The sequence below is a fragment of the Micromonospora sp. NBC_01796 genome, from assembly GCF_035917455.1.
Lineage (GTDB): Bacteria > Actinomycetota > Actinomycetes > Mycobacteriales > Micromonosporaceae > Micromonospora_G.
The window spans coordinates 5,423,529-5,444,649 of record NZ_CP109078.1 but is presented as its reverse complement, the minus strand read 5'-3'; the positions used below and the strand labels follow the sequence as shown (position 1 = coordinate 5,444,649).

Below are 21,121 nucleotides of genomic sequence, written 5' to 3'. Positions count from 1 at the left end.
TCTTGCAACGGTTCGCGTGCATATGATCATGGCCGCGCCGCACGAAAGCGGCTGATCGTACACAAGGGAGCAGAATGCACAGGAGTTTGCGCTGGCTGCCCGCGATGACACTGGTCGCCACCATGGTCGGCTTCGTACCGGGTAGCCCGGTCCTGGCCGGCGAGAGTGCCGCCCCCACGGGGAAGACGTACACCGTCACCCTGTTGACCGGGGACGTGGTGACCGTCGAGACGACCGGTACCGGATGCCCGAGGGTCCGGGTCGATCCGGTCGACCCGAACGGGGTGATCCAGCAGAGCTGCGGTCCCGACGGCCACGTACGGGTCATCCCGGCGAGCATCGCGGCGCAGGTCGGACCCGTCTTCGACCCGACCCTCTTCGACGTCACCGCGCTGATCGAGGACGGGTACGACGACGCCAGCACCCCCGAGCTCCCGGTGATCGTGCAGCCCCGGGCGAACGCGCGGATGGCGACCCTCGGCGACGTACGGCAACTGCCGAGCATCGGCGCGGTGGCCGGTCACGTACCCAAGAAGTCACCCGTCGCCGCGAAGCAGGCCACCGACGGCCTGCTCGGTGGGGCGGCGAAGGTCTGGCTGGACCGCAGGGTCCGGGCCACCACCACGTCCGGCAGCAACCTCGACCGCAACCTGCGCCAGGTCTCCGCCCCCGAGGCCTGGGACGCCGGGTACACCGGCAAGGGCGCCCGGGTCGCCGTGCTCGACACCGGGGCCGACTTCGGTCACCCGGACCTGGCCGGTCAGATCGTCGACCGGGCCGACTTCACCGTTGCGGGCGGCGACGCCGTCGACCACCACGGACACGGTACGCACGTGGCCACGACCATCGCCGGCACCGGCGCGGCGTCGCACGGCCAGCGCCGTGGTGTCGCACCCGGTGCCCGACTCGTCGTCGGCAAGGTCCTCGACGACACCGGTTACGGCGAGGACTCGCAGATCATCGCCGGTATGGAGTGGGCCGCCGCCCGCGCCGACGTGATCAACATGAGCCTCGGTGGCACCGACCCGAGCGACGGGACCGACCCGCTCTCCCTCGCCGTCGACGCCCTGTCGAAGCAGACCGGCGCGCTGTTTGTCATCGCCGCCGGCAACAGCGGCGGCGCGATCTCCTCGCCCGCCGCCGCCAGCACCGCGCTGACCGTCGGCGCGGTCGACGACGCCGACAACCTGGCGGACTTCTCCAGCCGGGGGCCGATGGTCAACAGCCGCGCGGCCAAGCCGGAACTGGTGGCACCGGGCGTCGGCATCGTCGCCGGCCGGGCTGCCGGCACCCAGCTGGGTGCGCCGGTCGACCAGTACTACACCGGCGCCGACGGCACCTCGATGGCAACACCCCACGCCGCCGGTGCCGCGGCACTGCTCGCCCAGCGTTACCCGGACTGGACCGCCGCCCGGCTCAAGGCCGGACTCGTCGGTGCCGCCGACGCCCTGCCCGGCGCGGACCCGTACGCCGTCGGTGCCGGTCGGCTCAACGCGGTCCGGTCCCTGTCCGGCCCGGTCAGCAACCAGCCGGTGGTTGCCCTCGGCACGTTCCCGTACCCGCAGCAGGGGTCCGGCACGGCATCGCTGAGCTGGACCGGTGACCCGAAGGCCACGACGGTCGACCTCGACCTCGACGTCACGGTCACCGACCACGCGGGGACGGCCGCGCCGCGGCGCACCGCGTCGCTCTCCGAAACCCGGGTACGCCTCAAGCCCGGCGCGTCCGCCGGCACCACGCTGCGGATCGACCGTGCGGCGGTGGCCGGAAAGCCCGGCCTCTACGGCGCCGTGGTGACCGCCCGCGTCCGGGACAGGGTCGTGTCGCGTACGCCGGTGACCTTCTACGTGGAGGCGCCGAGCCACGACCTGACCATCAACACGGTGGCGACGAAGGACCTGCCGCCGAGCGCGGACAACTGGGTAGGTGTGTCGGTGACCAACCTGGACGACCCGACCGTCTACGGCGGGGGCGACTTCACCGTCGCCGGTAGGACCGTCACCCTCCGGGTCCCCGCCGGCCGGTACGCGATCACCGGGGCGTACACCGTCTATGACCCGGAGACCGACAACCAGCAGGGCGCCATCGTCGGCGTCCCGGACATCGCCGTCACCGCCGACCGGACCATGACACTGGACCCGGCGCGGGCGAAGCAGGTGACCGCGACGATCGACCGGGTCGCCACGAAGACCGGCACGGTCCAGTTCACCAACGTCCACACCTCCCGCACCGGTCTGACCTGGTTCCAGAGCGTCACCGGTTTCGGTCCCTCGGCGAGGGTGTCGGTGGAGCCGATGGAGCGTCCCGGGATCGGGACCCTCCGGGCCTACGCGGGCTTCGCCATGGACACCACCGCCACCACGGGCACCCCGGAGCACTACGACCTGGTCCACGCGTACGACCGGGGTGTGCCGGCCGATCCGACCTACCGGGTGAGTACGGCGGAACGCGCCCGCCTCGCCCGGATCGACCAGCGGTTCAACCAGATCGACTCCCCGGAGATGTTCACCTCTCTGCGACGTTCCGGCTTCACCCCGGACGGGTCCATGCCGCTGCTGCAGAACCGGACGTACGACCTGCCGGTGCACCGGACCGACTACGTCACGCCCGGCTACACCTGGAAGGACGAGGGAATCTACGGTGGACTGAACGCCTCCCAGGGCGACCGCGTCTACCGGGCGGGCAGCCGCCAGTCGACGATCTGGGCCCGGCAGCCGCTGCACTCGGACTGGTACGACGACCCGTCCGGCGCGGAGTTCAGCTGCGCCACCGCACCGTCGCGGACCAGCGGCAACCTGCACGTCGACCTGGTCCTGCTCACCGACGCGCACCAGCGGGCCGACTGCCTCGCGGGCGGGACGATCGGGGTCACCCGCAAGCTCGCCCTGTACCGCGACGGGAAGCTGGTCGAGGAACGGGCGGCGTCGCTGGCCGACTTCACCGTGCCCAGCGCGGCGGCGGACTACCGGTTGACCTTCGACGTCGACACGAGCCTGATCCTGCCGGTCTCGACCCGGGTCAGCACGGCGTGGACGTTCCGGTCGGCCGGTCCGAGCGGCACCCGCAGTGTTGCCCTGCCGCTGCTCTCGGTCGACTACGCGCTGCCGTTGGACGCCGCCAACCACCCGACGGGCGGAGCGGCCAGCTTCCGGGTCCGGCAGGCGAACGGCGTACCGGCCCAGCGGGTGGAGTCGTTCCAGCTCTGGACGTCGACCGACGACGGGGCCACCTGGCGCTCGGCCCGGGTCGGCCGGGACGGTGATGGCTACCGTGCCGACCTGCCGACGGTCAAGACGGGACAGGCCGTATCGCTGAAGGTGAAGGCCGGCGGGAGCGGCGGGAGCGGGATCGAACAGACGATCATCCGGGCGTACCACGCCGGCTGACGATCACCCGGTGGCGCGTCCCCTCGGGGCGCGCCACCGTGGCACGACGGCGACCCGGCTGCCGGCTCCGGCGGTCGGGTCGCCGTTTGTCGTGGCGACCCGATACCGACCGTCCCATGGGGACGCGGAGCAGGACCGGATGTCGGTGAGGTATCGATGGTGTTAGGTCTTTCCAACGTTCTTCACGAACGGTTACCATCCGGTACCCGAGGTTTCTTCATGTAATGATCCCACCGGCAGGAGGATCAGCCATGCCCCGACATGTCCTGAATCGACGGGTGACGGCGGCCCTCGCCGTCCTGGTCACCACCGCGACCACGCTCGTCGCCGGACCCGCACCCGCGCAGGCCGCCCCCGCACCGGACCGGGTGGGTGCCAGCGCCGCCGCACCGGACGGGGTCGGCACCACCTCCTTCGCCGCCACCGACTACTGCCTCGGCGAGTGCGCCGACATCCTGCCGCCCGGTCAGAACGGCAACGCCACCCTGGTCGAGGTCCTCGGCAACCAGGCCTTCGGCACCCTGCCCCGACACTCCGGCGACCAGCTCGGCAAGTACGCCAACCTGGTCTACGGCTACGCCGGCCTGCGCGAGGACCAGCTCGGGAACTTCTTCAACGACGCCTCCTTCGGAGTCCCGCCGGGCCAGGCCGAGCGGACCTACTCCCCGCGCGCCGACGTGACCATCGTCCGGGACCGGTCCACCGGCGTACCGCACATCACCGGCACCACCCGTGGCGGCACCATGTACGGGGCGGGCTTCGCCGGTGCCGAGGACCGGCTGTTCACCATGGACCTGCTCCGGCACGTCGGGCGCGGCACGCTCACCCCGTTCGCGGGGGGCGCCCCCGGCAACCGGGCGCTCGAGCAGAGCGTCTGGCGCAACTCGCCGTACACCGAGGCGGACCTCCAGGCCCAGGTCGAGGCGCTGCGCCAGCGCGGCCCGCGCGGCGAGCAGCTCTACGCCGACGTACGCGAGTACATCGACGGGATCAACGCGTACATCGGTGTCTGCATGGCCAACCGCAACTGCCCCGGCGAGTACGTGCTCACCGGGCACCTGGACGCGATCACCAACGCGGGTGGCCCGGTCCGGTTCGAGATGACCGACCTGATCGCCATCGCCGGTGTCGTCGGCGGGCTGTTCGGCGGCGGTGGCGGCACCGAGATGCAGTCGGCCCTGGTCCGGATCGCCGCGCGGGCGAAGTACGGCCCGGTCGAGGGGGACAGGGTGTGGGCCGCGTTCCGGGCCGAGAACGACCCGGAGGCGGTGCTGACCCTGCACGACGGGCAGAGCTTCCCCTACGGTGGTGCCTCGCCGGACGCGCCCAGCGTGGTGCTGCCCGACGCCGGCACCAGCCGGGTGGAACCGGTGGTCACCGGCCAGACCGGTTCGGCGACCAGCAACACCGGCGGCCCGTCCGAACTCGCCGCCGCGCTGTCCGGGCTGACCATCACCCCGGCCAGCCGGGGCATGTCGAACGCGGCGGTGATCTCCGCCGAGCACTCCAGCACCGGACACCCGGTCGCCGTCTTCGGCCCCCAGACCGGCTACTTCTCCCCGCAGCTACTGATGGTGCAGGAGCTGCAGGGTCCGGGGATCAGCGCCCGGGGCGCGGCGTTCGCCGGGATCAACCTCTACGTCCTGCTCGGCCGTGGTCAGGACTACGCGTGGAGCGCCACCTCGTCCAACCAGGACATCACCGACACGTACGCGGTCCCGCTCTGCACCACCGACGGCAGCGCGCCCACCCTGGCCAGCAACCGCTACCGCTTCCGGGGGCAGTGCCTGGCGATGGAGGAGCTGTCGCACGTCAACTCCTGGACCCCGAGCGTCGCCGACGGCACACCGGCCGGGTCGTACCGGATCATCGCCTGGCGTACCGCGCTCGGGCTGGTCTCCTGGCGCGGGAACGTAGGCGGTCAGCCGTACGCGTTCACGTCGTTGCGGTCGACGTACCGGCACGAGGCGGACTCGGCGATCGGGTTCCAGATGTTCAACGACCCGGCCGCGATGGGCAGCGCCGCCGCGTTCAAGGAATCCGCCGCCACCATCGGGTACGCGTTCAACTGGTTCTACGTCAACTCCACCGAGTCGGCGTACTTCAACTCCGGCCTCAACCCGGTACGCGCCGCCGGGTCGAACCCGAACCTGCCGCAGAAGGCCGAACCGGCGTACGAGTGGCCCGGTTTCGACCCGGTGACCAACACCGCCACCTACACCCCGGTCGCCGCGCACCCGAACTCGGTCAACCAGGACTACTACGTGAGCTGGAACAACAAGCAGGCGAAGGACTTCGGTGCGGCCGACGGCAACTTCAGCTTCGGTGCGGTGCACCGGGGCGACCTGCTCGACAAGCCGGTACGGGCCGCGCTGGCCGCCGGACAGAAGTTCGACCGGGCGTCGCTCACCACCCTGGTGGAACGGGCCGGGCTGACCGACCTGCGCGGCATCGAGGTACTCGACGAGTTGATCCGGGTGCTGGAGAGCCAGCCGGTGACCGACACCAACCTGGCCACCGTGATCGGCCGGTTGAAGAGCTGGCGGCAGGCCGGGGCCCTGCGGGTGGAGACCGCCAGCGGGTCGAAGGTGTACCAGCACGCCGAGGCGATCCGGGTCTTCGACGCGTGGTGGCCGCTGCTGGTCAACGGCCAGTTCAAGGCGCCGCTCGGGGCCGACCTCTACCAGTCCCTGGTGAACGCGATGCAGGTCAACGAGTCGCCGTCCGGTCACCAGCGCGGCGACGTCTCCGACCTGCCGACGTCGGCGAACGAGGCCCAGGCACACAAGGGCTCGTCGTTCCAGTACGGCTGGTGGGGCTGGGTCGACAAGGACCTCCGCGCGGTGCTCGGCGACCCGGTGCAGGGTGGGCTCGGCCGCACCTACTGCGGCGGCGGCAACCTGGCCTCCTGCCGGCAGATCCTGCTGGACACGCTGCGCACCGCCGCCGCCCAGCCGGCGAACACCGTCTACCCGGGCGACGAGAGCTGCTCGGCCGGTGACCAGTGGTGCGCCGACTCGATCATCCAGTCACCGCTCGGCGGGATCAAGCACGCCACCATCGCCTGGCAGAACCGGCCGACGTACCAGCAGGTGGTGTCGTTCCCGGCCCGGCGCGGCGACAACGTGGGCAACCTGGCCGCCGGGCGTACGGTGACCGCGTCGAGCAGCCAACTCGGTAACGGTGCCGCCCGCGCGGTCGACGGTGATCCCGGCACCCGCTGGGCGAGTTCCTGGTCGGACAACCAGTCGATCACGGTCGACCTGGGTTCGGTCCGGCCGGTCAGCCGGGCGGTCCTGAGCTGGGAATCGGCGTACGCCCGGTCCTACCGGATCGAGGTCTCGACCGACGGCAACACCTGGCAGCCGGTCTGGTCCACCACCACCGGCGACGGCGGCACGGACAACGTCGACTTCCCCGCCACCCCAACCCGCCACATCCGCATGCACGGCCAAACCCGAGCCACCACCTACGGCTTCTCCCTCTGGGAGTTCGAGCTCTACACCCACTGACGCGACGCCCTCGAACAGAGAAAGAGTGGCTATCCGCACCGGGACAGCCACTCTTTCTCTACAACTGCGTCTTGCCGGGAGACCGTCAGACGTTGAAGCCGAGGGCGCGGAGTTGGTCGCGGCCCTCGTCGGTGATCTTGTCGGGGCCCCACGGCGGGAGCCAGACCCAGTTGATCCGGAAGTCGGCGACCAGGCCGCCACCGGGGCCGGTGGTCAGCGCCTGGCGGGTCTGGTCCTCGATGACGTCGGTCAGCGGGCAGGCCGCCGAGGTCAGCGTCATGTCCAGGGTGGCGACGTTGTCGTCACCGACGTGCACCCCGTAGACCAACCCGAGGTCGACCACGTTGATGCCCAGTTCGGGGTCGACGACGTCCTTCATCGCCTCTTCGATCTCACCGATCGCGGCCTTGCTGACGGCCGGCGCGGCGGCAAGGGTGTCGCCCGTGCCGGTCGCGGCGGTGTCATCCGCGCCGGTGGCGGCGACCTCGGCCGCACCGGTCGCGCCGACGCTCTCCTCGGAACTCATGTCCAGCACCTCGCTGCGCTCGCTCATGCCTTCACCTCCGGGCTCACGCCCACACCGGCGCGTACCGCGGCGTCCTTGAACGCCATCCACGGCAGCAGCGCACATTTCACCCGGCCCGGGTAGCGGGCGACACCGGCGAAAGCCACCCCGTCACCCAGCACCTCCTCGTCCGGAGTCACCAGCCCGCGACCGGAGACCAGCTCGACGAACGCCGCGTGCACGGCGAACGCCTCGTCGGCACCACGACCGTTGAGCAGTTCGTGCAGCACGCTCGCCGAGGCCTGGCTGATCGAACAGCCCATGCCGTCGTACGAGATGTCGGACAGCACGTCCCGCGCCACCGCCACCCGCATGGTCACCTCGTCACCACAGGTCGGGTTGACGTGGTGGGCCTCCGCGACCTGACCGGACTTGTCGGCCGGGTCGCGCAGCCCGCGACCGTGCGGGTGCTTGTAATGATCCAGGATGATCTCCTGGTAGAGCTGGTCGAGTTGCATCAGCCGAAAACCTTTCGCACCTGCTCGAGAGCAGCCACCATCGAATCGATCTCCGCGGTGGTGGTGTAGAGGTAGAACGAGGCGCGGGTCGTCGCCGGTACGCCGTACCGGACGCACACCGGGCGGGCGCAGTGGTGCCCGACCCGTACCTGCACACCCTGGTCGTCCAGCACCTGCCCGACGTCGTGCGGGTGCACGCCGTCGAGCGCGAACGAGATCGTGCCGCCCCGGCCGATCGGCACCACCGGCCCGAAGATCCGCAACCCGGGTACGGTCCCGAGCGCGTCCAACGCGTACGCGGTGATCTCCTTCTCGTGCCACTGGATCGCCCGCATGCCGATACCGGTGAGGTAGTCGACCGCCGCGCCGAGCGCCACCGCCTCGGCGATCGGCGGGGTGCCCGCCTCGAACCGGGCCGGCGGCGGGGCGAACGTGGACCCACCCATGGAGACGGTCTCGATCATCGAGCCGCCGCCCAGGAACGGGGGCATCGCCGCGAGCAGCTCCGCCCGGCCCCAGAGCACCCCGATGCCGGTCGGCGCGCACATCTTGTGCCCGGTGAACGCGATGAAGTCGACGTCCAGGTCGACCACGTCGACCGGGATGTGCGGCACCGACTGCGAGCAGTCGAGCATCAGCAGGGCACCGACCTCGCGGACCCGGGCGGTGATCCGGGCGGTGGCGTTGACCGTGCCGAGGATGTTGGAGACGTGCACCAGCGAGACCAGCTTGGTCCGCTCGTTGATCAGGTCGTCCACCCCGGACTCGTCCAACCTGCCGCCCTCGGTGAGCGGGAACCAGCGCAGGGTGGCGCCGGTCCGCTCGCAGAGCAACTGCCACGGGACGATGTTCGAGTGGTGCTCCATCTCGGAGATCACCACCTCGTCGCCGGGGCCGAGGCGGAACCTCGGGTCACCGTGGGTGCCGACGGAGGCGTTCGAGAAGGCGTACGCGACCAGGTTGATCGCCTCGGTGGAGTTCTTGGTGAACACCACCTCGTCCCGGCTCGGGGCGTTGATGAAGGCAGCCACCTTCGCCCGCGCCCCCTCGTACGCCTCGGTCGCCTCGGTGCCCAGGGTGTGCACCGAGCGGGACACGTTGCCGTTGTGCCGCTCGTAGTGCTCCCGCAGGACGTCGAGCACCTGCCGCGGTTTCTGCGAGGTGTTGGCGCTGTCCAGATAGACCAGCGGGTGCCCGTTGACCTGCCGATCGAGGATCGGGAAGTCGGCGCGCACCTTCGACACGTCGAAGCGGGGCACGTCGTCGTACTGCGGCATACCCGGCGGGATCGCGATCGTGGTCATCTCCGGCAGCTTTCTCTCGTTCAGGCCCGAGCCGCGCCGGCTCCGGCCACGTACCGCTCGTAGCCCTCGGCCTCGAGCTTCTCGGACAGTTCCGGGCCGCCCTGCTCGACGATCTTGCCGCCGACGAAGACGTGCACGAAGTCCGGCTTGATGTAGCGCAGGATCCGGGTGTAGTGGGTGATCAGCAGCAGGCCGGTCTCGCCGGTCTCGCGGACCCGGTTGACGCCCTCGCTGACCACCCGCAGGGCGTCGATGTCGAGACCGGAGTCGGTCTCGTCGAGGATCGCCACCTTCGGCTTGAGCAGTTCGAGCTGCACGATCTCGTGCCGCTTCTTCTCACCGCCGGAGAAGCCCTCGTTGACGTTGCGCTGGGCGAACGCCGGGTCCATCTGCAGCCGCTCCATCGCGCTGCGCAGCTCGCCGGCCCAGGTGCGCAGCTTCGGCGCCTGACCGTCGATCGCGCCCTTGGCGGTACGCAGGAAGTTGGCCACCGACACGCCGGGGACCTCGACCGGGTACTGCATGGCCAGGAAGAGCCCGGCGCGGGCCCGCTCGTCCACGGTCAGCGACAGCACGTCGACGCCGTCGAGGGTCACCGAGCCACCGGTGATCTGGTACTTCGGGTGACCGGCGATCGAGTAGGCCAGGGTCGACTTGCCCGACCCGTTCGGTCCCATGATGGCGTGGGTCTCCCCCGCCCGCACGGTCAGGTCGACGCCGGCCAGGATCGGCTTGAGCTCGCCCTCGGGCAGCTTGACCGACACCTGCAGGTCACGGATCTCCAGAACGCTCACGGGGTAACTCCATTGCTTGGCGTAAGACTGACGAATACATCGCCGTCGCGGACCTCGACGGGATAAACGGGCACGGGTTCGGTGGCGGGCAGGCCGCTCGGCTCACCGGTCCGCAGGTCGAACCGGGAGCCGTGCAGCCAGCACTCGAGCGTGCAGCCGTCGAGCTCACCCTCGGAGAGGGCGACCGCGGCGTGTGAACACTCGTCCCGGATGGCGTAGAAGGCGTCGTCGTCGGCGTGCACCAGGGCGATCGCGGTGCCGTCGACCTCTGCCCGGACGACGGCGCCCTTCGGCACCTCGTCGACCGCACAGATCCGGACCATCAGGAGCCCGCCTTGACGAGCCGGGACTCGATCGCGTCGCCGAGCCGCTCGCGCAGTTCCGGGACCGGGATCTTGTTGATCAGCTCGGCGAAGAAGCCACGGACGACCAGCTTGCGCGCCTCCGACTCGGGGATGCCCCGAGCCATCAGGTAGAAGAGCTGCTCGTCGTCGAAGCGGCCGGTCGCGCTGGCGTGGCCGGCGCCGGCCACCTCGCCGGTCTCGATTTCGAGATTCGGTACGGAGTCCGCCCGCGCCCCGTCCGACAGGACCAGGTTCCGGTTGATCTCGTACGTGTCGGTGCCGGTCGCGGCGGCCCGGATCAGCACGTCACCGACCCAGACCGTGTGCGCGCCCTCGCCCTGCAACGCCCCGCGGTAACCCACGTAGCTGCGGCAGTCCGGCTCGGTGTGGTCGACGAGCTGACGGTGCTCCAGGTGCTGCCCGGCGTCGGCGAAGTAGAGCCCGTACAGCTCAGCCTCGCCTCCCCGGCCGGTGTACTCCACGCTGGTGAACTGCCGTACCAGGTCACCACCGAGGGAGACCTGCACGTGCACCACCTTCGCGTCCCGGCCGAGCCGGACCTTCAGGTGCTGGGCGTGGACCGCGTCCGGCGCCCAGTCGGTCACCGTCACCAGGGTCAGCTTCGCCCCGTCGGCGACCGCCACCTCGACGTTGTCGGCCAGGGTCGCGCTGCCGGTGTGCTCCAGCACCAGGGTGACCTCGGCGAACCGGCCCACCTCGACGAAGGTGTGCCCGTAGGACACCTGCGCCGCACCGGGACCGACCACCCGGATCAGCGCCGGCTCGGTGACCAGCGCCTCCGGGGCGACCGAGATCAGGAACGCCTCGGCGGCCCCACCGTGCGCGAGCGCGCTCACCCGGTCGAACGGGGTGAGCACACTGCCGACCCGAGGGTCGTCGTGGCCGATGGTGGCGGTGGTGACGCCGGCCGGCAGCTCCCCGACCTCGTGGCCGAGCGGGGCGGGCGTACCCGCCGGGTCACCGGCGAGCGCCCGGAGGCGCTTGAGCGGCGTGAACCGCCATTCCTCCTCCAGGCCGGTGAGGGCCGGGAAGTCGGCGACGTCGTACGAGCGGAGCGCCTGCGACTTGGTCGTGGGCGGCGCGAAAGCCTCGGTAGTCATCTCTTCCTTGAGTCTTCTCTGGCGAGGTCCGGCTGGGGGTACGCGGGCGGCGTCAGCCGACCGCGCCCTCCATCTGCAGCTCGATCAGGCGGTTGAGCTCCAGGGCGTACTCCATCGGCAGTTCCTTGGCGATCGGCTCGATGAAGCCGCGGACGATCATCGCCATCGCCTCGTCCTCGCTCATCCCCCGGCTCATCAGGTAGAAGAGCTGGTCCTCGCTGACCTTGGAGACGGTCGCCTCGTGCCCCATCGACACGTCGTCCTCGCGGATGTCGACGTACGGGTAGGTGTCCGACCGGGAGATGGTGTCGACCAGGAGGGCGTCGCACTTGACCGTGGACCGGCTGTGGTGCGAGCCCTCCAGGACCTGGACCAGGCCCCGGTACGAGGTACGGCCGCCGCCACGGGCGATCGACTTGGAGATGATCGTGCTGGAGGTGTGCGGCGCGGCGTGCACCATCTTGGCGCCGGCGTCCTGGTGCTGGCCCTCGCCGGCCATGGCCACCGAGAGCACCTCACCCTTGGCGTGCTCGCCGACCATCCAGACGGCCGGGTACTTCATGGTGACCTTGGAACCGATGTTGCCGTCGATCCACTCCATGGTCGCGCCCTCGTGGCAGACGGCGCGCTTGGTGACCAGGTTGTAGACGTTGTTCGACCAGTTCTGGATGGTCGTGTAGCGGCAGCGCGCGTTCTTCTTCACGACGATCTCGACGACCGCGCTGTGCAGCGAGTCGGAGGAGTAGATCGGCGCGGTGCAGCCCTCGACGTAGTGCACGTACGCGCCCTCGTCGACGATGATCAGGGTCCGCTCGAACTGGCCCATGTTCTCGGTGTTGATCCGGAAGTACGCCTGCAGCGGGATGTCCACCCGTACGCCCTTGGGCACGTAGATGAACGAGCCGCCGGACCACACCGAGGTGTTCAGCGCGGCGAACTTGTTGTCGCCGACCGGGATCACGGTGCCGAAGTACTCCTTGAAGAGTTCCTCGTGCTCGCGCAGCGCGGTGTCGGTGTCGAGGAAGAGCACACCCTGCTCCTCCAGGTCCTCACGGATCTTGTGGTACACGACCTCGGACTCGTACTGGGCGGCCACGCCGGAGATCAGCCGCTGCTTCTCGGCCTCCGGGATGCCCAGCTTGTCGTAGGTGTTCTTGATGTCCGCGGGCAGGTCGTCCCAGCTCGCGGCCTGCTTCTCCGTCGAGCGGACGAAGTACTTGATGTTGTCGAAGTTGATCCCGGTGAGGTCGGCGCCCCAGGACGGCATCGGCTTGCGACCGAACAGGCGCAGGCCCTTGAGCCGGAGGTCGAGCATCCACTCGGGCTCGCTCTTGAGCGCGGAGATGTTGCGCACCACGGCCTCGGACAGACCACGCTGGGCTGTCGCCCCGGCGGTGTCGGTGTCGGCCCAGCCGTATTCGTACCGGCCCAGGGCGGCGAGGTGCTCTTCCTGGGAGATGGGCGCAACGATCTGCTCGGTCATCTATCTGTCCTCACAGTGGTGACGGGATTACCGGGTTGGGCGCGCCTCGACTGAGCCGGGATGTGCGTGGTGCACACCCCGTCGCCGTGCGCGATGGTGGCCAGACGCTGCACGTGGGTGCCGATCAGACGGGAGATGACCGCCGTCTCGGCCTCGCACAGCTGGGGAAACTCCGCGGCCACGTGGGCCACCGGGCAGTGGTGCTGGCACAGCTGGCCACCGGTGGCGATCGTGGACGCGTTGGCAGCGTAGCCCTCGTCGGTGAGCGCGCCCGCAAGCGCCTCGGCGCGGGCCATCGGGTCGTCGCCGGCGCCCTCCAGGGCGGCCCGGCAGCGGGCCTCCAGGCCCGACACCTGCTCGGCGGCGAAGGCGTCGACCGCCCTCGGCCCGCCCTGCCGGGCGATCCAGCGCAGCGCGGCGGTGGCCATGCCGTCGTAGGTGTGGGTGCCGCAACGGACCTTCGCCGAATCCGTGAGCATGAACACCCGCGCCGGGCGGCCCCGGCCACGGTGGCCGCGCAGGGGCTGCTCACGGGAGGTCACGTCGCCGTCGGCCAGCATCGCGTCCAGGTGCCGGCGGATCGCCGCCGGGCTGAGCCCGAGCGCCGTGCCGAGTTCGGCGGCGGTGGACGCGCCGTGCGCGAGCAACAGGTGGGTGACCCGGTCGCGGGTGCGATCAGCGATCATGGAAGGGTTCTGCGGAGACATGGTGGCACCAGCGGCCGGATCGGCCACCGGATCGTGCTCAGAGAGCGCCGCCATGTTTTTCACTACGCCAACGTTACGTATTTCCCGAGACGACCGCAAACCGTACCGCGAGTGATCCGGACCACCGGTTTGCGCCGGTCGCCGTCGGGGCCCACCACTACGCTACGTAGGATTGCCGCCGTGAACCGATTCGGCCGCCCTACGGTCAGCCTTCCGCTCCTGCGCCGCCTCGCGCTCGCCTCGGTGGTCGCCAACGTCGGCATCGTGGTCACCGGGGGCGCCGTACGGCTCACCGGGTCCGGGCTCGGCTGCCCCACCTGGCCCCGCTGCACCGACGAGTCGTACACCACCACACCGGCGCTGGGCATCAACGGGGCGATCGAGTTCGGCAACCGTACGCTCACCGGCGTGGTCGGGCTGATCGCCCTCGCCGGGCTGATCGCGGCACTGCTGTACCGGCCCCGCCGCCGGTCCCTGGTGCTGCTCGCCGGGGCGGTCCTGCTCGGCATCGCGGCGCAGGCGGTGATCGGCGGGATCACCGTACGGATGCACCTGAACCCGGGTGTGGTCGGCGTCCACTTCATCGTCTCGATGCTCCTGCTGCTCTCCACGTACGCGTTCTGGCGTCGGGTGGGCGAGGAGGACGGCCCGGCCCGGCTGACCGTGCCCCGACCGGCCCGGACGCTGGCCTGGCTCACCACGGCGGTCAGTGGCGCGGTGATCGTGGTCGGTGTGCTGGTCACCGGCAGCGGACCGCACGCCGGTGACGCCGCCGCCGCCCGCAACGGGCTCGACTCCCAGGCCATCTCCCAGTTCCACGCCGACGTGGTCTTCCTGCTCGTCGGCCTCACCGTGGGCCTGCTGCTCGCGCTGCGCGCGGCCGGCGCCCGGCCGATCGCGGTACGCGCCGCGGCGGTCCTGCTCGCGGTGGAGCTGGGCCAGGGGCTGATCGGCGTCGTGCAGTACCTGACGAACCTGCCCGCGCTGCTGGTCGGCGCGCACATGCTCGGGGCGTGCCTGGTCTGGCTGGCGACGCTGTCGGTGCTCTGGGCGACCAGGGAACGGCTGCCCGCCGTCCCGGCCGTCGCCGTCGACCACACCGTCGCCTCCGCCACGCCCGCCCCCGCCCTGTCCCGCTGACTCCGGCCGTCCGGCGACCCCGGTCGCCCGCCCGATCGGTCGGGGCGCCGGTGGTCGCTCGCACTCCTGGCGCCCACACTTCCGTACCGGTCGCGCCCGTTGCCCCGCTTTCACGTAAATGAGTGCCCGTCCGTACTCCGGACGGGCACTCGTTCGACCGTGGCGCGGGGCGCGCAGGGCGCGCGTGGTGGGTCAGGTGAGGCGGGTGAGGATCGCGTCGGCGAGGCGGTCGGCGGCGCCGGGGTCGTGGCCCAGGAACAGCGACGGCTCGGTCAGCTCGACCTCGACCAGCACCGGGGCGCCGTCCGGGCCGGGAATCAGGTCCACCCGGGCGTAGAGCAGCCGATCGGTGCCGCCGGGCAGGGCAGCCAGGACCCGGTCCGCCACGGCCCGCTCGGCCGCGCCGGGGGTGCGGGGAGTGATCTTCTCTGGCCGGAACAGCTCGGGGGTGTCCAGGTCCGGCCCGGTCAGCATCGCGCCCTTGCAGATCGCGTGGCTGAACGAGAGCCCGTCCGGGCCGGCGAGGAACAGCAGCGCCGTCTCCCCGACCGTGTCCACCGCGCTCAGGTACGGCTGCACCATGGTCAGCCGCCCGGCCGCCCCGAGCCGGTCGACGTGCCGCCGAGCCAGGTCGCGTACGCCGGGGTCGGACAGGTCGTAACGGCCGGTGTCCAGGCTGCCGGCGCTGATCGCGGGTTTGATCACGTACTCGCCGGTCGACGGCGGCTCCCAGGGCCCGCCCGGCTCGACCCAGACGGTCGGCACCACCGGGACGCCCGCGTCGCTCAGCTCGGACAGGTACCGCTTGTCGGTGTTCCAGCGGACCACCTCGGCCGGGTTGGCCAGGTGCGGCACGGTGGCCGCCCAGCCGACGAACTCGTCCCGGCGTGGGGCGTAGTCCCAGGGCGAGCGGAGCACCACGAGGTCGTACGCGGCCCAGTCGACACCGGGGTCGTCCCAGACCGCCGGTTGCGCCCGTACGCCCCGGGCGGTCAGCGGCCCGAGCACCAGCCGGTCGTCCGGATCCAGGTCGCCCAGCTCGGCACAGGTAACAAGAGCGACCCGGGGCTCCCCCCGGGTCGCGCCGTGGATATCGGACAAGGTTGTCAACGGGCCATCACGCGCCGGGCCATCGACCGCCACAGGTCGTTGCTCGGCCGCATCTGGTCCATCAGTTCCCGCTCCCATTCGTTCTCCACCGTCACGCCCGCCTTCTCGCAGGCCAGTCGGGCGACATCGGTGCCGTCCGCGAACTGGTCCGCCCACACGCCGTCCTCGCCGACCAGGACGATGCGCGCTCCCCGCTTGCCGACGTATTCGATGACCGCCTTCGCGCCGCCGTGTCCGGCGGCGAACGTCTTGATGCCGGCTACCAGACCGCTCGGAGCCGGGGTCGCGACGGTCTCTTCACTCGTCAGCGTCGTATCGGAACCATCTGCCATGAGCCGAAGCCTAAGCAGAGGTCGCCTCACATGCTGGTCGGTTGTCAGGAATATGTGATGCCAATTACCTATCAGTTTAAGGAGAAGCACAGGTGGTTTATGCCCATTTATCCGTTATAGGGGTTCATCATTATGGGATGAACCAGGGCAAATCACTGTCGCCCTTGAGTCGACTCGACTCAGCTCGCCAATAGGGCGGCTCTCGGCATACCGGGCGGATCAGATTTAATCAGGTCGATCAGCGCGATTTATCATGGTCGATCAGTTGCGCCGAAGAATCCGGGCGCCGTGGGCGCGCTCAGACGAGGGCGTCGAGCGCGACCGCGACGAACAGGATCGTCAGGTACGTGGTCGACCAGTGGAACAGCCGCATCGGCTTGAGCGGCTCACCCCGGCGGCCCCGGCTCTGCAACCGGTGCGCCTCCAGCAGGAAGATCGCCCCGACCACCACGGCCGTACCGCCGTAGATCGGGCCCAGCTCCGGGCTCACCGGCCAGGCCGCCAGCGAGGCGGCCACGGTCAGCCAGGAGAAGGCGACGATCTCGATGCCGACCCGCCGGATCGACGCCACCACAGGCAGCATCGGGATGCCCGCCCGCGCGTAGTCGTCCTTGTACTTGATGGCCAGGGCGTAGAAGTGCGGCATCTGCCAGAAGAAGACCAGCGCGAACAGCGCCCATGCGGCCGGCGACAGCGAACCGGTCACCGCGGCCCAGCCGATCAGCACCGGTGCCGCACCGCAGATCCCGCCCCAGAACGTGTTCTGCGGCGTGGTGCGCTTGAGCCACATGGTGTAGACGAGGTCGTAGTAGACGATCGCGCCCAGGGTCAGCGCGGTGGCGAGCCAGTTGGTGAAGACCGCCATCAGGACCACCGACACCACGGCCAGGGTCAGACCGAAAATCAGCGCGCTGCGCGGCGCCACCGTGTGCGTCGGCAGCGGACGCCGCTTGGTACGCCGCATCAACTGGTCGATGTCACGGTCGATGTAGCAGTTCAACGCGTTGGCGGCACCCGCGGCCAGCGACCCGCCGACCAGCACCACCACGATCAGCCAGATCGACCCCAGCCCGCGCGCCGCCAGCATCATCGCCGGCACCGTCGTCACCAGCAGCAGCTCGACGATCCGGGGCTTGGTGAGCGAGACGTACGACCGGACCACCGCGCCGAGGTCACGACCCCCGGTGACCGAGCCGGCCGGCGTTTCGGCCTCCGGCTCCCCCGCAGGGCTGGTGGCGACCGGTCGCTCGGTGATCGTGCTCACGGATTGCCACCTTCCGGCATCGAGGCGGGAGATCGGATTTCGACGGCGACCTGGCAAGGTCAGCACGCCGAGCGACAGCCTACGCGTCGCCCTTTTGGCTGACCGGGCGACCCGTCAAGGGTGCGGGCGGTCACATCTCGCGACGCGCCCGCGCAAGCGAATCGGCCGGGTCGAGAGTATCGGCATCTGGATCCCCGGGCGCACGTTTAGCCCGGGTCGCTAGGGTCATCCCAGAGGGTTCCGACCACTGCCTAGGAGCACAAACGATCGTGGCTGCCAAACGACCCGCGCAATCTCCGCTGAACTGGTCCGACCTCGATCGTCGGGCCGTCGATACCGTTCGTGTGCTGGCCATGGATGCCGTGGAGAAAGCCGGCAACGGCCACCCCGGCACGGCGATGAGCCTGGCGCCGGCCGCGTACCTGATTTTCAACCGGCTGCTGAAGCACGACCCCACCGACGCGGCCTGGCCGGGTCGGGACCGGTTCGTCCTCTCCGCCGGCCACTCCAGCCTCACCCTCTACATCCAGCTCTATCTGAGCGGGTACGGGCTCGGCCTGGATGACCTGAAGTCGTTGCGCCAGTGGGGTTCGCTCACCCCGGCCCACCCCGAGCACGGTCACACCGTCGGCGTCGAGACCACCACCGGCCCGCTCGGCCAGGGAATCGGCAACGCGGTCGGGATGGCGATGGCGGCCCGCCGCGAACGCGGCCTGCTGGACCCGGATGCCGAGCCCGGCCAGTCCGTCTTCGACCACCACATCTGGTGCATCGCCTCGGACGGCGACATCGAGGAGGGCATCAGCCACGAGGCCAGCTCCCTCGCCGCGCACCAGAAGCTCGGCAACCTCGTACTGATCTACGACGACAACGAGATCTCGATCGAGGACGACACCCGGATCGCCAAGAGCGAGGACGTCACCGCGCGGTACGCCGCGTACGGCTGGCACGTGCAGACCGTCGACTGGCGCGCCGGTGACGCCGACAAGGGCGACTACCACGAGGACGTCGAGGCGCTCTACGCCGCGCTGAACGCCGCCAAGGAGAACACCGACCGGCCCTCGTTCATCGCGCTGCGCACCATCATCGGGTGGCCCGCGCCGAACAAGCAGAACACCGGCAAGATCCACGGTTCGGCGCTCGGTGCCGACGAGGTCGCCGCCACCAAGAAGATCCTCGGCTTCGACCCGGCGCAGAACTTCGCCGTCGCCGACGAGGTGCTCGCGCACGCCCGGGGCACCGTCGAGCGGGGCCAGGCCGAGCACGCCGAGTGGAACAAGGCGTACGAGGCGTGGGCGAAGGCGAACCCCGAGCGCAAGGCGCTGCACGACCGCCTCTCCACCCGTACGCTGCCCGACGGCTGGACCGACGCGCTGCCGACGTGGCCGGCGGACGCCAAGGGCGTCGCCACCCGGGCCGCCTCGGGCAAGGTACTGGAGGCGCTCGCCCCGGTGCTGCCCGAACTCTGGGGCGGCTCGGCCGACCTGGCCGAGAGCAACAACACCACGATGAAGGGCGAGCCGTCGTTCATCCCGGCCGAGTACGCGACCAAGGACTTCCCCGGTCACGAGTACGGCCGCACCCTGCACTTCGGCATCCGTGAGCACGCCATGGGCGCGATCCTCAACGGCATCGCGCTGCACGGCGGCACCCGCCCCTACGGCGGCACGTTCCTGGTCTTCAGCGACTACATGCGCCCATCGGTACGGCTCGCCGCGCTGATGAAGCTGCCGGTCGCCTACGTCTGGACGCACGACTCGATCGGCCTCGGCGAGGACGGCCCGACCCACCAGCCGGTCGAGCACCTCTCCACGCTGCGCGCCATCCCCGGCCTGGACGTGATCCGGCCGGCCGACGCCAACGAGACCGCGTGGGCCTGGCGGCAGGCGCTGACCAACACCGACCGTCCGGCCGCGCTGGCGCTGAGCCGGCAGCCGTTGCCGACCCTCGACCGGGAGACCCTCGCCCCCGCCGAGGGCACGGCCAAGGGCGGTTACGTGCTGGCCGAGGCGTCCACCGCGCAGCCCGACGTGATCCTCATCGGGACCGGCTCCGAGGTGCAGCTCTGCCTCACCGCCCGGGACCGCCTGGAGGCGGCCGGCACCCCGACCCGGGTCGTGTCGATGCCGTGCCAGGAGTGGTTCCAGGAGCAGGACTCGGCGTACCGCGAGTCGGTCCTCCCGCGCGCCGTCAAGGCCCGGGTCAGCGTCGAGGCCGGCATCGCCATGTCCTGGCGTCACCTGGTCGGCGACCTCGGCGAGAGCGTGAGCCTGGAACACTACGGTGCGAGCGCACCGCACACGGTCCTGTTCGAGCAGTTCGGCTTCACTCCCGACCACATCGTCGCCGCCGCACACGCGTCGCTGGCGAAGGTCGGCGAGATCACTGGTTCCACCACCGGTAACTGAGAGAAGGTCAGCACATGACGGACAGGTTGGGTGAGCTCAGCGCGGCGGGTGTCGCGGTCTGGCTCGATGATCTTTCAAGGGTGCGGCTCAGCTCCGGCGGGCTGGATCAGCTGCGACGCGAGAAGCACATGGTCGGGGTCACCACGAACCCGACGATCTTCGCCAAGGCGCTCAGCGACGCCGACGAGTACAACTGGCAGTTGCGTGACCTGGCCGTCCGCGGTGTTTCCGTGGAAGAGGCCGTACGCATGCTGACCACGTACGACGTCCGGTGGGCCACCGACGTGATGCGCCCGGCGTACGACAGCTCGGCCGGGGTGGACGGGCGGGTGTCGATCGAGGTCGACCCGCGGCTCGCGTACGAGACCGAGAAGACCGTCGCCGAGGCGAAGTCGCTCTGGTGGCTGGTCGACCGGCCGAACCTCTACATCAAGATCCCGGCGACCGAGGCCGGCCTGCCGGCGATCACCGCGACCCTGGCCGAGGGGATCAGCGTCAACGTCACGCTGATCTTCGGGCTGGACCGCTACTCGCAGGTGATGGAGGCCTTCCTGGCCGGCCTGGAGCAGGCGAAGGCGAACGGGCACGACCTGACCAAGATCGGTTCGGTCGCCTCGTTCTTCGTCTCCCGCGTCGACTCCGAGGTCGACAAGCGGCTGGAGAAGATCGGCTCGGCCGAGGCGAAGGCACTCAAGGGCAAGGCCGCTGTCGCCAACGCCCAGCTCGCCTACGAGCGCTACACCGAGGTCTTCTCCTCCGACCGCTGGCAGGCGCTCGCCGACGCCGGTGCGCACCCGCAGCGCCCGCTCTGGGCCTCCACCTCCACGAAGAACCCGGACTACCGCGACGTGATCTACGTCGAGGAACTGGTCGCGCCCGGTACGGTCAACACCATGCCGGAAGCGGTCATCCACGCGTACGCCGACCACGGCGAGACCCGGGGTGACACCATCACCGGCTCGTTCGACGCCGCCCGCAAGGTCTTCGCCGACCTCGGCAAGGTCGGCATCGACTTCGACGACGTGATCGAAACGCTGGAGCGCGAGGGCGTGGAGAAGTTCGAGGCGAGCTGGGAGGAACTGCTCGACGGCGTACGCAAGTCGCTCGAGGCAGCGGCCAAGGGTGCCAGCCAGCCCAACGCGGCGGCCCAGGACAACGCCCAGGCAGCCCAGCAGGCGGGGGGCAACGCGTGA

General features: G+C 70.3%; 16 protein-coding genes. 5 read left to right on the top strand and 11 right to left on the bottom strand.

The window, feature by feature from the left end; all coding sequences use genetic code 11:
• Positions 1-74 precede the first annotated feature (74 nt).
• A complete protein-coding gene (locus tag OIE47_RS25075) occupies positions 75-3,386 on the top strand; it encodes a S8 family serine peptidase (protein WP_326556968.1) in 3,312 nt (1,103 codons plus the stop codon).
• 251 nt (positions 3,387-3,637) lie between these two features.
• Positions 3,638-6,898, top strand: a complete 3,261-nt coding sequence (locus OIE47_RS25070; RefSeq protein ID WP_326556967.1) for a penicillin acylase family protein — start codon at positions 3,638-3,640, stop codon at positions 6,896-6,898.
• A gap of 85 nt (positions 6,899-6,983) precedes the next feature.
• Here OIE47_RS25070 and OIE47_RS25065 read toward each other — a convergent pair whose 3' ends face one another.
• From OIE47_RS25065 to OIE47_RS25030, 8 genes are read right to left on the bottom strand one after another with little or no spacing between them, the layout of a single operon-like run.
• A complete protein-coding gene (locus OIE47_RS25065) occupies positions 6,984-7,424 on the bottom strand; it encodes a metal-sulfur cluster assembly factor (RefSeq protein ID WP_326563237.1) in 441 nt (146 codons plus the stop codon).
• A 23-nt stretch (positions 7,425-7,447) separates the two neighbouring features.
• Positions 7,448-7,921 carry a Fe-S cluster assembly sulfur transfer protein SufU gene (gene sufU / locus OIE47_RS25060; RefSeq protein WP_326556966.1) on the bottom strand — a complete coding sequence of 158 codons (474 nt, stop codon included), beginning with the start codon at positions 7,919-7,921 and terminating at the stop codon, positions 7,448-7,450.
• Complete coding sequence (locus OIE47_RS25055; RefSeq protein ID WP_326556965.1) at positions 7,921-9,225, bottom strand: cysteine desulfurase; 1,305 nt, start codon at positions 9,223-9,225, stop codon at positions 7,921-7,923. The genes sufU and OIE47_RS25055 overlap by 1 nt, the downstream gene beginning before the upstream one ends.
• 20 nt (positions 9,226-9,245) lie before the next feature.
• Positions 9,246-10,019, bottom strand: coding sequence for a Fe-S cluster assembly ATPase SufC (gene sufC, locus OIE47_RS25050; protein WP_326556964.1), 774 nt, complete (start codon positions 10,017-10,019; stop codon positions 9,246-9,248).
• On the bottom strand, positions 10,016-10,342 hold the full coding sequence (locus tag OIE47_RS25045) for a non-heme iron oxygenase ferredoxin subunit (protein WP_326556963.1): 327 nt from the start codon (positions 10,340-10,342) through the stop codon (positions 10,016-10,018). The genes sufC and OIE47_RS25045 overlap by 4 nt, the downstream gene beginning before the upstream one ends.
• On the bottom strand, positions 10,342-11,484 hold the full coding sequence (sufD, locus tag OIE47_RS25040; protein ID WP_326556962.1) for a Fe-S cluster assembly protein SufD: 1,143 nt from the start codon (positions 11,482-11,484) through the stop codon (positions 10,342-10,344). Before sufD ends, OIE47_RS25045 begins: the two co-directional genes overlap by 1 nt.
• 52 nt (positions 11,485-11,536) lie before the next feature.
• Positions 11,537-12,967: a Fe-S cluster assembly protein SufB gene (gene sufB / locus OIE47_RS25035; protein ID WP_326556961.1), complete on the bottom strand. Its 1,431-nt coding sequence runs from the start codon at positions 12,965-12,967 to the stop codon at positions 11,537-11,539.
• On the bottom strand, positions 12,964-13,653 hold the full coding sequence (locus tag OIE47_RS25030) for a helix-turn-helix transcriptional regulator (protein ID WP_442791988.1): 690 nt from the start codon (positions 13,651-13,653) through the stop codon (positions 12,964-12,966). The genes sufB and OIE47_RS25030 overlap by 4 nt, the downstream gene beginning before the upstream one ends.
• 201 nt (positions 13,654-13,854) lie before the next feature.
• On the opposite strand from OIE47_RS25030, the gene OIE47_RS25025 reads away from it, so the two are divergent.
• Positions 13,855-14,814 carry a COX15/CtaA family protein gene (locus OIE47_RS25025; protein WP_326556960.1) on the top strand — a complete coding sequence of 320 codons (960 nt, stop codon included), beginning with the start codon at positions 13,855-13,857 and terminating at the stop codon, positions 14,812-14,814.
• 192 nt (positions 14,815-15,006) lie between these two features.
• Here the strand turns inward: OIE47_RS25025 and OIE47_RS25020 are convergent, their stop codons facing one another.
• The 3 genes from OIE47_RS25020 to OIE47_RS25010 all read right to left on the bottom strand — a co-directional run bounded on the left by OIE47_RS25020 (position 15,007) and on the right by OIE47_RS25010 (position 17,520).
• Positions 15,007-15,915: an ATP-grasp domain-containing protein gene (locus tag OIE47_RS25020; protein WP_326556959.1), complete on the bottom strand. Its 909-nt coding sequence runs from the start codon at positions 15,913-15,915 to the stop codon at positions 15,007-15,009.
• Between the two features lie 5 nt (positions 15,916-15,920).
• Positions 15,921-16,256 (bottom strand): hypothetical protein, encoded by a 336-nt coding sequence (locus OIE47_RS25015; protein ID WP_326556958.1) that lies wholly within the window; start codon positions 16,254-16,256, stop codon positions 15,921-15,923.
• A 298-nt stretch (positions 16,257-16,554) separates the two neighbouring features.
• Positions 16,555-17,520 carry a heme o synthase gene (locus OIE47_RS25010; RefSeq protein WP_326556957.1) on the bottom strand — a complete coding sequence of 322 codons (966 nt, stop codon included), beginning with the start codon at positions 17,518-17,520 and terminating at the stop codon, positions 16,555-16,557.
• Positions 17,521-17,789: 269 nt separating this feature from the next.
• Here OIE47_RS25010 and tkt point away from each other — a divergent pair, with 269 nt between their 5' ends.
• Both tkt and tal read left to right on the top strand, forming a co-directional pair.
• Positions 17,790-19,928 (top strand): transketolase, encoded by a 2,139-nt coding sequence (tkt, locus tag OIE47_RS25005; protein WP_326556956.1) that lies wholly within the window; start codon positions 17,790-17,792, stop codon positions 19,926-19,928.
• A 14-nt stretch (positions 19,929-19,942) separates the two neighbouring features.
• Positions 19,943-21,121, top strand: a complete 1,179-nt coding sequence (gene tal, locus OIE47_RS25000) for a transaldolase (protein ID WP_326556955.1) — start codon at positions 19,943-19,945, stop codon at positions 21,119-21,121.